The following is a 16,010-nucleotide window of genomic DNA, read 5'->3' as shown; positions in this document are numbered from 1 at the left end:
TTAGACCGATGGCATCAAAGTGGCAGCAGAGAATAATCACTACTCCCCAGATATAAAAAAACCGCCCGAAAAGTGAACTGGACCGCCGCGAACTATTGGATTATCTGGAATGCTCCCGCGTCGAACAGTGGTATGAACCGCCGATTAGTCTGGATGGGCTGGCGTGCACGTTCCGTGCAGCAACACATCACAGCTCGGCCATTTACGTAAAACGTAATATTCTGACCAGCACCTTCATTCCGCATAGGTTGCTTAGCCAGCAGGCATTCAGCCGCTTTGCGCTAGATTATCTGGTGTTCGGCAACGCCTATCTGGAAAAGCGTAGAAACCGACTCGGTGGCACACTCACGCTAGAGCCTACGCTGGCAAAATACATGCGCCGAGGCGTCGATCTCGATACTTTACGATCTAGATCCTTTTTCTTTCGTGCAGATCCATGCATAACTAGCTGCTTAACACATGATGAGAAAACTAACATCACATAGTCTCCCACCAACAGAAGATCACTCTTCACCGTTTACACTTGCGTAGAATATTCATTTTTTAATTACCACCAAATAGAAAGCAAGTGATGATATATATGCGATAAAGCTAATTATAGTTACAATTACTTTATGTTTTATCCATTTTGTTTGCTCTCTTGGGAGGGATTTTATAAATCGTACCTCATTTACATCCATGTCACGCGTGTAGAACCCATTTTCTCTTGCCAGTAACGCAACTATGTAAAATGAGTCCCGCATAAAAGAAAAAAAGAACCCGCCATCTCTATAGATCAATACTTGAGTAGGGAGTTTATTGAATTTGTCCATAAACAACGTACATGTTTCTTGAAAATCCCTTTTTGATGAAAAATATTGGATAAAGCATAGTAATGTCGATAGCACAGCAATTACCGTAAGCACGGCCATAATGAGTTCTTCAGTAGTACTAAAAATATTATTCACCATAAGTTTCATATACCTTATCACCCAACAATGCATCACCAGAACTACCAAGTTCATGACCTACATGCTTAACAACGCCTATGCCAATAGTCTCATCACATAAATACTTTTATTTTATGAAGATAGTAAAAGCGAGATAGTTAACAATAAGTGATATAAATCCAAATATCAAAATTAAAAACTTAGCTTTAATCCAAAATATTTTTTTGGATGGTTGTTTTTTTATAAAAGAATATATGTTTTTATCTAAATTCCTAACAAAAAAGCTATCATCATTGAATATTTCGGCCATAAGGAAAAAAATATCCTTTTGGAATGTAAATAGGATACCAGAACTTTGATAGGCCAAGACATCTGCGGGTATGTAGTGATACTGTTCAAGGAACTCATTACATAGTTCCTTGTGTTTATTATTTTTTAATTCTGAATAAATGAAGGCTATCACTATGACAGCAAAACTGAAAAGTGATGAAAACATAATTAATAATTTCAATTACTCACCTCTTGATTCATATATAGACTCTCCAAAGCCGTCTCCTAGATAAGAGTCTGCTTCTCCACCAACATGCCTGCACTCTAGTATAACTCTCTAAGTTAGGTCTCTGACGCTACTCAGCTTATTGTTAATAAGCTGTAGGAAATATATGAAATTAGCATTAATATTATGCTAACAGAGAATAATATATATTTTATTTTTATCCATAGAGTTATTTCACTAGGTAGCGTTCTAATGAAGTTGTAGTGTTCAGACTTCATGTCTCTAACTATAAAATTACCTTCAGAAACTATTAGTGGGAATAAAAAGAAAAGATCTTTTTGAAAGGTTAGGAAAACGCCACCCGCTTGAGCGAGTATAATTCCCCCAGGTAAAAAACCAAACTCATTAATAAATAAGGAGCATAAGACTTTATGTTTTTTGTTATTAATGACTGAATAAATAATGGTAGCAAAAAAAAACAAGAAGGATATAACTCCTAATATCATAGTAATAAAATCCATTTTACTCACCAATCACCTCATATATTTTTTCTCCGACCCACTCACCAAATGAACTACCTTTCTCACCTGCAATATACCCCCCAGTCGAGCCTAATACAACCGCACAGACTAGAGCACCACTGCCTCCTGCTGCTATAGTTGCTGTACCTAAAACAATGGAACATACACCTGCACCTATTGCACCACCCGCCAAACCACCGAAGGTACCTCCAGCAAAACTACCAGTTTCTGTGAAACGTTTCTTTGTACATTCGCTCTCACGCCCAGTAGAGCAAGCCTCATTTACTTCATTGATCGAATGCAACGCGCTAAACCCTATCCCAACATAGCCTGTATATTTCATAAGCTTTACATACTTGGCAGCACGTTCTATATGTGTTGCATATCCGTCTATATCACTAACACCTGATGTATTCCATTTATGTGTGATTGAGCTTGTTGAAAGACCTAGAGCACTTTTTATCTTTGTGTATTCACCAAGCTTCATCCCTTTATTTAAAAAACCTACTTTAAGTACACTATCAAGCTGTTTAAATAGTTGGCTTCGTTTTACATAAAACTGATCACCGATAAGTGCGCCACGGGTTAAGTATGTATTTTTATATGTATCTTGTATTTCTTTAAGAATCTTCTCTATATTTTCGAAATATTTACCGACAGGATCAGCAGCAAGCCCAATTCCCTTATCAGCGAAACTAGAAAAATTCGCAATAGTTGCATAGTGTTTATGTAAGAAATTTGCTTCTTCATTTGTCAATGGAGCCAAGGCAGCATCAACTCGATCTTTAGCCGCTTTTAGATGTGCTATTTGTTCAGGATCTTGTTTAAGAGGGTCTACTAAAAGCAAGATAGACCCAGTTTTTACATCGCCACTCCCATTTAGTGAGCGATATAGCTCCTTAGTCCCTTCAGGGGGAGATATAAATAAAAACTGCTCATAACTATTCACCGAGCTCGGTAATGGCAAAACACAGAAACCAGCATCGACAGGTTCACGAGATGATGCTTCAGGAGCAATCAAAGGTTGGGAATGACTTTTAGCCGCTTGGGCGTATTGTGTTGGCGCCTCCGATTGTGGCGCAGCCGCCATTCTTGCTTCTGCACGGCTAGTTTTCTCATATGTCGCACTCGAGAGAGACGAGAGAAGCTTAGCCTTACAAGGGCAACCGCTAATACTATCGAGCGTACCGGCTAGTTGTACATTATTATCCAGCATGCTAGGAATGCCACCGATGATCCGGTATACCTTACCATCCTTGCCGCATGTGACGAGATCGCCATGCCTCGACGCAGCTTTGCCGTGCAAATTGTAATTAGGATTTCCACCTCTAACCGTACCGCCGCAGCTTGTCTTATCACCTACGCGGATAAAATATCCTTTCTGACTCATGTGAAACCTTCTCTCTTGAACTGAAAATTAGATTTTCCCAATGGCCTTTAGTAATTCGATCTCTTCAGGATCGAAATAACCACATGTGATCTCCCCATTGACTAGCCTTATCATTGCTGACATTTGTTGACCAGCATCAATGATTTCATCACCGTTGCTTACGCGAGTCCCACTAGCCGCCACAGTGTATTTAACACCCTCAACAATACTTTCCATCATGGTGCTTTCATCACGCTCTATATGAGCTGTAGGCGCATCAGGATAAACCACCTCATCGCCTTCGATTGCCATGCTGTGTTCGTGATATTTCATTGCACATCGGTTAGCAACAACTCGACCACCATTCTTAGTTTTTGCTCCGTCGATAGCAAAGAATCGAATTACGTCATATTGAGTCACTGAACCACCATTTCTAATTGATTAACAATTGGAATAATATACCAGTTAAACCATACCAAAAATGAGTGAATGTTCAGATTTTCTTATAATTCAGAGTTTGCCAATACCGCCTATACGGGACCTATTTTCTTTCCTTCTCATTAGCCAGTGCAGCCAGATACTTACGATCACCCAAGACAATCTTCAACGAAAAAGCTCACACGGTGTGACTTATGGATTTAACGAATGGCGGGCGTGGCACAATTGAACGAATGGTTCAGGCGTATGGTTTCAAGACTCGGCAACAACTTTGCGATCGCTTGGTGTGTCTAAAAGCACATTAGCAACGCGCTATATGCGTGACTCTTTCCCTTCAGATTGGGTAATTCAGTGCGCGCTAGAAACAGGAATGTATCTACGCTGGATCGCATTTGGTGCAGGCCCAGAGCAAGACGTGGGTGACATTGATGTTTCTACACTTCCAAAATCAAAACTCATAAATGGGAAGTTACAGGAAGATGGCTTTTATCTATTCGATAGTCTTTTCTTCCTGAAAAACTGCAGAACCCTATCGTTATTGTTGAGCAGGATGCAGAGCATATCTGTGAACGCCAGTTTGAAGATGTTCGGATGGTAGTAACTTACTGATTTTAAAGACTCAGTCTCATAACCGGGTTTTTATTGCCTGAAATAAATACCCATATTAAATCAAATAGTTAAACCATCACTGGTATTTATACTTGATGGCGAATTTCATTCAATAACTCCCCTCGCCCTTAATGTTGCCTTAAGCAACTCGCTATACCCTAAGCCTGTTCTGTCATTCAGATCGCCAAGCTGGTTGCTTTTTTGCATCGAGGCAGATTTGAACCCACAGTAATTTTAAAGCCGTTCTCATGATGAGTCGGATTGAGGCCATCTTCTATCAAGGTGGTGCCTAATGGACTTTCACTCATTATTGGTAATGCTATGAAGACTCAAAATAAAATTATCTCAATCCCTCTGTATGCAAACTCCCGCGACCTGATCATGGGCCAGTCGCTATTTAGCGGTGCGTTTTATCTTGTTATCCCTTTCCTTGTGCTATTTATGCATGACTCACTGCGGTTATCTGGAGAGATCATCGGGTTCGCCGTTGGGCTGCGCTTTTTTGCTCAGCAAATGATGTATATGAAGAGTGACCAACTTGCTCACTCTATTGGTGGGAAAAATCTTTTGCTACTTGGGTGTATGACGCAGGCGAGTGGTTTTTTGTGTTTAGCATTCGCGAGTCAGCCCAACCTGCTCATCGCTGGAGTATTACTCACTGGGATTGGTGGCGCGTTATTTGCGCCGGCCAAAAGCCTGCTGCTGAATGAAGCGGGCGAAGGCGATCATAAGCTGAAATCTGGCAAGGTTTTGGAACTTGGGAATTCAGTGGCCATAGCGGGCGAACTAGGCGCTATTGTTGGGCCTTTACTGGGTTTTTGGTTAGTCGACCTAGGTTTTCATACCTTAGCATGGGGCGGCGTTTTGGTGTTTGTTGCTGCAATGATTTGGTTAGCGCAAAAACTGCCTGCCAGTTTCTATTACCCAGAGTTGCCCAAGCAAAAAGGCAGCTGGCAAAACGTGTTACAAAATCGCCGCTTCTTAGTGTTTGTATTAGCCTACAGCAGCTATTTGCTCAGCTACAGCCAGCTATTTTTAGCTCTTCCTCTGACGCTGCGTCATTTGGGCGGCGAGAGTGAGTATATTGGCCTGTTGTTTGCGTTTTCCGTGCTGATTTCAGCGCTGGTCCAAAAAGGTCTACGCAGTTTTACTAACAGAAAAGAGAGCCAGCTATTAGTGATGGGATTTTCAACCCTGTCGCTCGCCTTCATCTATATGGCATTTATCGCGATACGCCACCAGACCACCGGCTGGCACGGCTATTTGCCGCTGTTGATGTTTGTATTCCTCATCAACTGTGGGCAGATTCTGATTGTGCCAACGGCCAAGCGCCTTGTGAGCTATTTTGCAAATGGCAATGATACAGCGCCGTATTATCAGGCACTGGCGCTGAGCGGTGGCTTTGCGGTTTTAGTTGGCAGCCCAATCATCGGGGAACTGATGGAGGCCACTCGTCATAGTCTGACGCTCGCGGGCCTACCTTGGTTTGTGATGGCGTTATTCCCTGCACTTAGCGCCATGGCTATCGGGCTAATGTTCCCGACTACGCCAGCAAGAGCTTACTAATCATTCAAAAAATCATTCATAAACCGAATGGTGCATCACCCCTTAATGTTCCCTTAAGCTGTGATTGTTAAGGTAATGACATGGGGTGAGGCACCCTATTTGCTTCAAATTCTGAATACCACACTTTTTGCTAATTTTCAGATTACTGGCCTTTACTCCCGCGATGCTGACTTTTATTGTATGCGCTCTTTTGCCGTTACTGATGTGGGCCAATGTGGTCTTTCTGCTCGGCTTTGTTTGGGTGTCATTCGATAAAATAGCTGTTATTTCATTGAGATGCCTATTTTGGGTTTGTTAGAAGAGTAAGACGTTATATGGAACAGTTTAACCAAGCGTTCTTTATACTTGTGAACGCCACACCAAATTCTCCGGCTTGGCTCATTGCATTAGCTAAGTTTTTTGCCAACGATTTGATCGCCATTGTGCCGATACTGATCGTGAGTTTTTGGCTATGGGGACCACGTAAAGCCATGGCCGAGAATCGCACTCTTGCAACCAAAGCCACCTTCGCACTCATTTTCGCCCTGCTCGCCTCGCGCGTCATTGGCATGATATTCCCCCATGCTCGACCGTTTGTAGATGGCATCGGCTATCAATTTATCCCGCATGCGCCCGACAACTCTTTCCCTAGCGATCATGGTACCGGCATCTTTACCTTCGCCTTGGCATTTTTGTTCTGGTATCGCCATCTGTTATTCGGTGTGATTTTATTAGCATTGGGCATTTGCATTGCTTGGTCACGCGTCTATCTTGGCGTGCATTGGCCGTTAGATATGGTTGGCGGGCTGCTCGTAGGACTCATGAGCTGTGCGGTAACGCAGCTGCTTTGGGGCATGATTGGCCAAAGCATCGTGAGTCGCTTACACCAGATTTACGCCTTCAGTTTTGCGCTGCCGATTCGACGAGGATGGGTGAGACAATAAGCCCAATGAGATAATCAGCCCGTTTTTGCGGGCTTTTTTGTATTTGCTAGACTACAGTCACTCAATCACCAATTTGCGCCTCAGCGGGCACAGAGGTAAGATGAAAGGCCTCGCGAACGACTGAATTCGTTGAAAGTAGTCGCATTTATCTCATCCAACACCACGTTGGAACGTTGTTCCTTCTCCGGAATCTCATGGGAAAAGGCATCCCGATTATTCTTGCCCGGCTTAAGTACCGGCCACTTTACTGAGAGAAATTATGGAAACCCGGCGTTACGATCGTATTAACCGCTTGTCACAGGCGCTCAAACGAACAGATAAACTACATCTTAAAGATGCTGCCGAGTTACTTAATGTCTCAGAAATGACGGTGCGCCGCGATTTAGCCTCACAAAGTAGCGATGTGGTTTTGCTGGGTGGTTACGTGGTGCTAGATCCTAAAATCCATCAAAGCGCTCGTTACTTCGTGACCGACCAGCAGGAAAAACGTGTCAAAGAAAAACGCCACATCGGCACGCTGGCCGCGCAACTGGTGCAAGAAGATGACGTGGTCTTTTTTGACTGCGGTACCACGGTTCCTTTCATCATTGATGCTCTTGATGAATCTCTCAGCTTTACCGGCGTCTGTTACTCATTAAATACCTTCATGGCATTGCGAACCAAACCAAACTGCCGCGTAATCTTGTGCGGTGGGTCATTTAATCCAGACAGCGCCATTTTCGTTGCCAACGGGCTCTGCAGCGAGTTGGATAATCTTTGCCCCACGCTGGCCTTTATTTCTGCTGCAGGCATCACCCCCAAACAGGGCGCGACCTGCTTTAATCTTGACGAGATAGCACTTAAACAAAAAGCGATTCAGCGTGCACGGCGCTCATCGCTGATGCCAGCAAATTTGGTGAGGTCAAACCCGCTTGGATTGCGCCACTTTCCGAGTTTTCCATGCTAATCACCGATCAGGCACCAAGAACGGAAATTTGTCAGTTCTTGATCTTAAAAAACGTACAACTTTTGTGCTAATCGCTATTTAATAATCATTATCACTTTGATAAATCTATTTATAAACTACAGTTTCAAGATAATTGGAGCTGTAGTCATTTCACCATTATAGTCGTTTGTTTATTTACCAATCCTTTCTTCCCTATTCACCATTTCCTTTCTCACCAATAAGTTAATTAATCATACTTAATTGCCAATTCCACTCTTCGAAGTCAATATTGTTTATTAGTTACGCTCAAGGAATAATCAGTTTCAATCTAATTTTTCGGTTAAAACACATATATTTTCGTCATACAAAAAACAATAAACCAACATAAATAAGTTCATATAAAACAGTTAGTTAAAATATCATCACTTATAATACACATGTTGACTATAACCAAAGTGATAAGAATCTTTGTTTTTTTGAATTCAGTTAAATCGTGTTTTTTATTTCACATAAGAAACGAATTTTTACTAATTTTCCTAATGCTGTTAATTAGCATGAATTTCCTTGTTAATTTTGTGTGTTTATTTTAGCCTAAAAATCAGAAAAAACGCGATAAAATCGAGTGAATATCGCAATTGAGAGCCGGATCACGGACGTTTTAACTGTAAAAATATATCTTTGCCGCCGAAAACAGCTGCAACTCACCAACAATTAAAAAGAGCATTTTATGAACGGACTATTATTTGTTCGCTTTTTTTATTTTGGCTGAGCAGGACAAAAGCAAGCTCCATGAAAAAGTAAGCTTAATGCGTTCCTTTTATACACTGTTGGTTTTATACACTGTTGTATAGTGCAGCCGCTTTATTTAATGGAATGAATCCATTTTTATAACCAGGTAATTAGCAACACACGCAGTACGTTGAATTGAATAAAGTTCTTTCGTAGTACATCACGACTGAACAAAGAATTGTTTTGATAAGAAACTGTTTTAAACGTGTTCACTTCGGAGACCCTATGGACACTACTCAGACTAGTACTATTACTTCTACTTCTGGTTCCGCAACGGCCTGGCGCAAGTCAGATACCATGTGGATGCTGGGCCTGTACGGCACAGCGATTGGTGCAGGCGTACTGTTCCTGCCAATCAATGCCGGCGTCGGTGGTTTAATTCCACTGATCATCATGGCAATCATCGCTTTCCCTATGACTTTCTTTGCGCACCGCGGCCTGACCCGTTTCGTGCTGTCTGGTAAAAATCCAGGCGAAGACATCACTGAAGTTGTAGAAGAACACTTTGGCGTTGGCGCAGGTAAACTGATCACCCTGCTGTACTTCTTCGCTATTTACCCGATTTTGTTGGTATACAGCGTTGCTATCACCAACACCGTTGATAGCTTCATTACTCACCAGCTGGGTATGTCTTCACCTCCACGCGCCATTCTGTCTCTGATCCTGATTCTGGGTCTGATGACTATCGTTCGCCTGGGTGAACAGTTCATCGTTAAAGCAATGAGCATCTTGGTATTCCCGTTTGTTGCAGTACTGATGATTCTGGCTCTGTACCTGATCCCTAACTGGAACAGTGCTATCTTCGAAACTTCAGCAATGACTCAGTCAATGAGCGGCAGCGGCCTGTGGATGACTCTGTGGCTGGTAATTCCAGTTATGGTGTTCTCTTTCAACCACTCACCAATCATCTCTGCGTTCGCCGTTGCGAAACGTGAAGAGTACGGTGTAGACGCTGAGAAGAAGTGTTCTAAGATCCTAGCTTATGCACACATCATGATGGTTCTGACCGTTATGTTCTTCGTGTTCAGCTGCGTATTGAGCCTGTCTCCAGCGGATCTGGCTGAAGCTAAAGCACAGAACATCTCTATTCTGTCTTACTTGGCTAACCACTTTAATACTCCAGTTATCGCATACATGGCGCCAGTTATTGCCTTCATCGCGATCACTAAATCCTTCTTGGGTCACTATCTGGGTGCTCGTGAAGGCTTCAACGGTATGGTTATCAAGTCTCTGCGTGGCAAAGGCAAAACTATTGAAACCAGCAAACTGAACAAAATTACTGCGCTGTTCATGCTGCTGACCACTTGGGCTGTTGCAACGCTGAACCCAAGCATTCTGGGTATGATCGAAACCTTGGGTGGCCCAGTTATCGCGATGATCCTGTTCCTGATGCCAATGTACGCCATCCATAAAGTTCCAGCGATGCGCAAATACAGCGGCCACATCAGCAACGCATTCGTAGTCATCATGGGTCTGATTGCAATCTCTGCAATTCTGTACACCCTGTTTGGTTAATCGCTGTAAGAGTTAATGCTCTACCGGCCAGCGCACTCTTCTCTTGCGCTGGCCGTATCACCCCCCTTCTCTGGCAGCACCATTCTTTATATCCACAGTAATTGGAATTGCAGCACGGTAGCAGCTTCAAGTACGAAGGATATAGCCCTGTTTAACGTACGGAGGCGACATGATTAGCGTATTTGATATTTATAAAATTGGCATTGGCCCATCCAGCTCCCACACCGTGGGCCCAATGAAAGCCGGTAAAGAATTCTCTGACGATTTAATTGAAAAAGGCATCCTGAGCGATGTCACCCGCGTCGTTGTTGACGTTTACGGTTCGCTCTCACTGACCGGTAAAGGCCACCACACCGATCTCGCTATCATTATGGGTCTGGCGGGCAACATGCCTGACAGCGTTGATATCGATATGATCCCCGGTTTTATTAAAGACGTGGAACAGCGTGGACGCCTGTTGTTGGCCAAAGGCCAGCACGAAGTGGATTTCCCGCTGGAAACCAGCATGAACTTCCACCAAGACAACCTGTCGCTGCACGAGAACGGCATGCGTATTACTGCGCTGGCTGGCGACACCGTCGTTCATAGCAAAACCTATTACTCTATCGGCGGCGGCTTTATCGTTGACGAAGAAAACTTTGGCAAACAGTCTGAAAACGCAGTGCAGGTGCCTTATCCATTCAAGAGCGCCGCAGATTTGCAGGAACATTGCAAAGCATCTGGGCTATCTCTGTCTGGGTTGGTGATGCAAAACGAACTCGCTTTGCATAGCAAAGAAGAGATCGAAGCCCACTTCACGCGCGTTTGGGATGTCATGCGTAGCGGCATCGAGCGCGGAATGAATACCGAAGGCATTTTGCCGGGGCCGTTGCGCGTTCCACGTCGTGCATCAGCGCTGCGTCGCATGCTGGTGACCCACGATAAAATGAGCGTTGACCCAATGGCCGTGGTTGACTGGATCAACATGTACGCCTTTGCCGTGAACGAAGAGAATGCGGCCGGTGGTCGAGTGGTCACCGCACCAACCAACGGCGCATGCGGGATTATCCCTGCGGTATTGGCCTACTACGATAAATTCATTCGTGAAGTTAATACTAACTCGTACTCTCGCTACTTCTTAGCCTCTGGGGTTATTGGCGCACTGTACAAAATGAATGCGTCGATCTCCGGTGCTGAAGTTGGGTGCCAAGGTGAAGTTGGGGTTGCCTGTTCAATGGCCGCAGCGGGTCTGACTGAGCTGATGGGCGGAAGCCCTGCGCAGGTTTGTATGGCCGCTGAAATCGCCATGGAACACAACCTTGGTTTAACTTGTGATCCAGTTGCAGGCCAGGTTCAGGTTCCTTGTATCGAACGTAACGCTATCGCCGCCGTGAAAGCGGTCAACGCTTCTCGTATGGCAATGCGCCGTACCAGCGACCCACGCGTTTGCCTAGATAAAGTGATCGAAACCATGTACGAAACAGGCAAAGATATGAATGCCAAATACCGTGAAACTTCACGCGGTGGTTTGGCACTCAAGGTTCTGACCTGCGGTTAATAAGTGCTTAGTATGGGTGCTTAGTGACTGATGCTAACACCACAAGATTGAGCCAGAGTGTCTCAACAAGCGGGGAGTCACCTCCCCGCCGTTGAGTCAGCTTACCGTTTGGATGCGTAGGCCAAAACAGCCGCCACTTCTTTATCACCGTTTTTTATATGTATCTCACAAAGATACCCGTGAGTGATTCTGATAAACGCCAGTAGCGTTAAGCAGACGATCAATACACAATAAATCACCGTTTTTTGCGGCATCTCCGGCCTCCTTTTCCTTGCCTTGCGGCGGGTAAGAGACTAACCTCATGTTGTCTTGCATAAGATTGAGCCTCACTTCGATTTATAGTCGGGTGGGGCTTTTTTCTATCTGCTTTCAGCTAATGCATATACCCAAAATAGTTCGAGCGGCATTGAGGCGGCAAATGAGTGAATCCCGATGAGCTTACTCAAGTAAGTGATTCGGGTGAACGAAAGCGGCCAACAAAAATGCAGTTTGAAATATGAAGGGTATAAAGCAGACAGCCCTAAGCACCCGCAGCCAAGCTAACGGTGATTTTTCAGCGAGAAAAGCGGTATTTCATACTGCGATGAAGACTTGCGAAGAGAATTGCATAAAGCATGAATCAGCGTGCATGTTGCACGCTGATTGTTGGAAGTATTAGCCAAACCACGAACCGAACAGCTGATGAATTTTCATCATCACAAAGTCGATGATACGACCAAAGAAGCCGGCCTCTTTCACTTCGTTGAGCACCACCAGCGGACGCTGCTCAATAGTTTTGCCGTTCAATTGAAAATCTATCGTCCCGACCACTTGCCCTTTGGCCAATGGTGCTTCCAACTGAGGCTGGTTGAGGGTAAAGCTGGCCTTCAGGTTTTTCAGCTGCCCGCGCGGGATGGTGACACCGGCGTTTTTGTCGACGCCCAGTTCCACTTCGCTCTTATCACCAAACCACACTTTTTCAGTGGTAAATGCCTGTCCAACTTTAATTGGCGTAACGGTTTCATAGAAGCGGAAGCCCCACGTCAGCAGCTTTTTACTCTCTTCGAAACGAATTCGATCCGTTGGCGCGCCCAGCACAACCGAGATCAAACGCATTGGACCATCGGTCGCCGAGGAGACTAAGTTATGGCCTGCACCTGAGGTAAACCCGGTTTTAATCCCATCCACGTTCAGGCTGCTATCCCACAGCAGACGGTTGCGGTTAATCTGACGGATTTTATTAAAGGTGAATTCCTTCTCTTTGTGTAACGCATACTCATCAGGTACATCAGCAATCAGACGCTGGCTGATCAACGCCATATCGCGCGCCGAGCTGTATTGCCCTTCAGAATCTAATCCGTGAACCGTTTTGAATGAGGTGTTTTTCAGTCCCCAAGCTTCAACGTATTTGTTCATCAGGCTGACGAACGCATCCTGACTGCCTGCAACATAATCGGCAAGCGCGATACTCGCGTCGTTACCCGATTGAATAACCACGCCTTTATTTAGCTCAGAAACCGGAACCCGATCGCCAGGTTTAAGGAACATCAGCGACGAACCGCGCAAAACGGGGTTACCCGTCGCCCAAGCATCTTTACCGACCACGACCATATCGTTAGGTGTGATTTTACCGGCCTTAATTGACTGACCGATCACATAGCTCGCCATGATCTTCGTCAGGCTGGCGGGGTCCAAGCGCTCATCGGCATTGGCCTCGGTGAGGATTTTCCCGCTGTCGTAATCCATCAGCACATAGGCTTTGGCATTGATTTGTGGGGCCGCCGGAGCAGCCTCATCAGCATAGGTCATCGGGATTGCCATTAACGTCAGGCCAGCCCCGAGAGTGATTTTTTTGATTAACGTAGTGAGTGCGATTTTCTTCATGATGATGCCAGCGTATCCATTCAGATAAATAAAAATTAATCTTTACCTTCGCAAAGGGCGTGTACACCCTGCTTGGAACCATAACGGCTTTAACTTAAAGAATAAACCCTAGATTATTAACCCTTTAAATATAATCCAACCTCACAAACTCGCTAATCAATTTTTTGCTTAATCATTGTGCTGTGCTGGGTCAAGTTTGCAGCAGTGTGGGGTGATATGCTGTTTCCTTCCATTGAAGGAGGATTGACATCGATGAGTAACAAGCCTTTAGATGAAAAATTTGATGTCATCATTATTGGTGCTGGGATCGCGGGAAGTAGTTGCGCATTGCTACTTGCCAGAGCAGGAATGAACGTTCTTCTATTAGAGCGCTCGTCGCAGGCCGGCGGGAAAAACATGTCCGGTGGACGACTGTATAGCTATAGCCTTAGCCGCTTGATCCCCGATTTTGCCTCCAGCGCCCCGCTAGAACGCCTAATAACTCAAGAGCGAATATCATTACTCAGCAATACAAGCGCCGTCACACTAGACTATCGCCACCCGCCTGAGGCATCACAAACAGCCTCCTATTCAGTGCTTCGCTCCCGTTTTGACCCTTGGCTATTGGCACAGGCTGAGGCCGCAGGTGCTCAATGCTTACTTGGCGTAAACGTAGACGCCCTTATTGATCGGTCAGGTAGCATTTGCGGCGTAAAAATAGGTGAGGAATCGCTCTATGCACATTGGGTGATCGTTGCTGAAGGCGCAAACACCCTGCTGGCAGAGAAGCATCAACTGGTTGCAAAACCGTTACCTCATACGATGGCCGTTGGCGTAAAAGAAATTCTCGCTTTGCCAGCAGAAACAGTAGAAGACCGCTTCACGCTGCTCCCTCAACAAGGCTGCGCTTGGATGTTTGCGGGCGCTTGTACCCAAGGAAAAGTTGGAGGAGGATTCATCTATACCAACCGCAGCTCGCTATCGCTTGGCGTGGTCTGCAACCTCTCGGCGCTCAACGATGCAAAACAGAGCCTGCCACAGCTTATGGAGAGTTTTCGCCAGCATCCGGTCATCGCGCCGATAATCAAAAATAGTGAACGGCTCGAATATAGCGCGCACCTCATTCCCGAAGAGATTACCCACAAGCCACGCTCAGTTTATGGCGCAGGCTACTTGCTAGTAGGCGATACCGCTGGCTACTGCGTTAATACCGGCTATATCGTACGAGGAATGGATTTGGCCATTCTCTCCGCTCAGGCCGCAGCCAAAACGATAATTTCCGCATGGCAAAAGCAAGATTTTAGCCCATCATCGCTAAGCGAATATCACGCCGCACTCAAAGAAACCTCGTTATTGTCTCTGATGCATCGCTATCGCCATGTACCAGAAATGCAACTCAAGATGCCCCGTTTGTTCGAGCACTACCCGCAACTAGCGGCCAATTTCATGCAGGATCTTTTTTCCATCAATGAAACTCCGCCACCGCCGCTAAGAACGTTGCTGTGGAAATATGCTAAACGCAGCGGGCTCACTCAATTGCTCAAAGACCTTGTGCGAGGGGGGAAAAGTTTATGAATACTCACGACAGGCTGGCGAAAAACCACTTTCAGTCTTCACCTGATATACCCGCGCATATCGTTTTATCTGCGGATATCGATCCGCAAACGGCTCAAGTATTGATTCATGGCTGCCCTGCCGGGCTTTATCAATTAGACGCCCAAGGCAATCTGATATTCGATCACCTAGGCTGTTTAGAGTGCGGCACCTGTCGAATTTTATGCGACAGCGCGGTTTTTTCGCGGTGGCAATATCCTCCCGCAGGCGCTGGGATCTTATTCAGATATGGATAATGGCGTGCTGTGAAGTATCTCCGCATACGTTGTGCGGCGGAGTGATATGTTATGTTCAGAATCTTTCATTAACATCATGCTGGAGAGCGCCCGTGTCAATTTTGCAACTTCTACGCCACCATCCCGTTATCGCCGCGGTGAAAGATACTGAAAGTTTAAATGTTGCATTGCAGTCAGACTGCAAGATTATTTCGGTGCTATACGGCAATATTTGCAACATCGGTGCGATTGTCCAGCGCATTAAAAACGCAGATAAATACGCCTTTATCCATGTTGATCTGCTTGATGGCACCTCGAATAAAGAAATCGTGATTAACTTCCTTAAAATCGTTACCGCCGCCGACGGCATCATCAGTACCAAAGCGTCTATGATTAAGGCCGCCCGAGCCCAAGGGTTTTACGGCATACACCGACTCTTTTTACTCGACTCCATTTCATTTCACAGTATTGATAAGCAGGTTGCGCAGTCGAATCCGGACTGTATTGAAATTCTGCCCGGCTGTATGCCAAAAGTGCTGAAGTGGGTAACGGAGAAAATTGATCTGCCGATTATTGCCGGTGGCCTCGTGTGCGACGCTGAAGATGCTAATAATGCACTCGATGCAGGAGCCACCGCCATTTCCACCACCAATACCGGCGTGTGGAAACTCTCCTTTGACCAATAACGAAATCTAATTAACCACAGGACATCTTCAGCGGTC

General features: G+C 45.2%; 11 protein-coding genes and 3 pseudogenes. 10 read left to right on the top strand and 4 right to left on the bottom strand.

The features are described from left to right. Nucleotides 1–65: 65 nt before the first annotated feature. Nucleotides 66–401, top strand: a pseudogene (locus tag BN1044_RS14520) (phage portal protein); the annotation flags it as partial. A 1,546-nt stretch (nt 402–1,947) separates the two neighbouring features. Here BN1044_RS14520 and BN1044_RS14500 read toward each other — a convergent pair. Together BN1044_RS14500 and BN1044_RS14495 are read right to left on the bottom strand one after the other, a co-directional pair. Then, a complete protein-coding gene (locus tag BN1044_RS14500) occupies nt 1,948–3,336 on the bottom strand; it encodes a PAAR domain-containing protein (protein WP_072309303.1) in 1,389 nt (462 codons plus the stop codon). A 27-nt stretch (nt 3,337–3,363) separates the two neighbouring features. Then, nucleotides 3,364–3,735: a hypothetical protein gene (locus BN1044_RS14495; RefSeq protein ID WP_072309302.1), complete on the bottom strand. Its 372-nt coding sequence runs from the start codon at nt 3,733–3,735 to the stop codon at nt 3,364–3,366. A gap of 212 nt (nt 3,736–3,947) precedes the next feature. On the opposite strand from BN1044_RS14495, the pseudogene BN1044_RS14485 reads away from it, so the two are divergent. The 6 genes and pseudogenes from BN1044_RS14485 (at nt 3,948) to BN1044_RS14460 (ending at nt 11,617) form a co-directional block, all read left to right on the top strand. After that, nucleotides 3,948–4,351: pseudogene (locus tag BN1044_RS14485) on the top strand (helix-turn-helix transcriptional regulator). 332 nt (nt 4,352–4,683) lie between these two features. Further along, nucleotides 4,684–5,928 carry an MFS transporter gene (locus BN1044_RS14480; protein WP_072309299.1) on the top strand — a complete coding sequence of 415 codons (1,245 nt, stop codon included), beginning with the start codon at nt 4,684–4,686 and terminating at the stop codon, nt 5,926–5,928. A gap of 314 nt (nt 5,929–6,242) precedes the next feature. Further along, nucleotides 6,243–6,851 (top strand): undecaprenyl-diphosphate phosphatase, encoded by a 609-nt coding sequence (gene ybjG / locus BN1044_RS14475; protein ID WP_072309298.1) that lies wholly within the window; start codon nt 6,243–6,245, stop codon nt 6,849–6,851. Nucleotides 6,852–7,110: 259 nt separating this feature from the next. Continuing rightward, nucleotides 7,111–7,868, top strand: a pseudogene (gene deoR / locus BN1044_RS14470) (DNA-binding transcriptional repressor DeoR). A 922-nt stretch (nt 7,869–8,790) separates the two neighbouring features. Continuing rightward, a complete protein-coding gene (locus BN1044_RS14465; RefSeq protein WP_072309297.1) occupies nt 8,791–10,080 on the top strand; it encodes an HAAAP family serine/threonine permease in 1,290 nt (429 codons plus the stop codon). 169 nt (nt 10,081–10,249) lie between these two features. Then, on the top strand, nt 10,250–11,617 hold the full coding sequence (locus BN1044_RS14460; RefSeq protein ID WP_072309296.1) for an L-serine ammonia-lyase: 1,368 nt from the start codon (nt 10,250–10,252) through the stop codon (nt 11,615–11,617). A gap of 101 nt (nt 11,618–11,718) precedes the next feature. On the opposite strand, the gene BN1044_RS14455 is transcribed toward BN1044_RS14460, so the two are convergent. Both BN1044_RS14455 and BN1044_RS14450 read right to left on the bottom strand, forming a co-directional pair. Next, a complete protein-coding gene (locus BN1044_RS14455; RefSeq protein WP_025800893.1) occupies nt 11,719–11,871 on the bottom strand; it encodes a Hok/Gef family protein in 153 nt (50 codons plus the stop codon). Between the two features lie 400 nt (nt 11,872–12,271). Beyond that, nucleotides 12,272–13,480: a serine hydrolase gene (locus tag BN1044_RS14450; protein WP_040045852.1), complete on the bottom strand. Its 1,209-nt coding sequence runs from the start codon at nt 13,478–13,480 to the stop codon at nt 12,272–12,274. Nucleotides 13,481–13,732: 252 nt separating this feature from the next. On the opposite strand from BN1044_RS14450, the gene BN1044_RS14445 reads away from it, so the two are divergent. From BN1044_RS14445 to BN1044_RS14435, 3 genes are all read left to right on the top strand, one after another. Beyond that, nucleotides 13,733–15,034: an FAD-dependent oxidoreductase gene (locus BN1044_RS14445; RefSeq protein ID WP_072309295.1), complete on the top strand. Its 1,302-nt coding sequence runs from the start codon at nt 13,733–13,735 to the stop codon at nt 15,032–15,034. Beyond that, nucleotides 15,031–15,309, top strand: a complete 279-nt coding sequence (locus tag BN1044_RS14440) for a ferredoxin family protein (RefSeq protein WP_072309294.1) — start codon at nt 15,031–15,033, stop codon at nt 15,307–15,309. Before BN1044_RS14445 ends, BN1044_RS14440 begins: the two co-directional genes overlap by 4 nt. 92 nt (nt 15,310–15,401) lie before the next feature. Further along, complete coding sequence (locus tag BN1044_RS14435) at nt 15,402–15,974, top strand: glycerol-3-phosphate responsive antiterminator (RefSeq protein ID WP_072309293.1); 573 nt, start codon at nt 15,402–15,404, stop codon at nt 15,972–15,974. Nucleotides 15,975–16,010: the final 36 nt, after the last annotated feature.

This window comes from Hafnia alvei, from assembly GCF_900095695.1.
Lineage (GTDB): Bacteria > Pseudomonadota > Gammaproteobacteria > Enterobacterales > Enterobacteriaceae > Hafnia > Hafnia alvei_B.
This window is presented reverse-complemented; position numbering and strand designations above follow the sequence as displayed.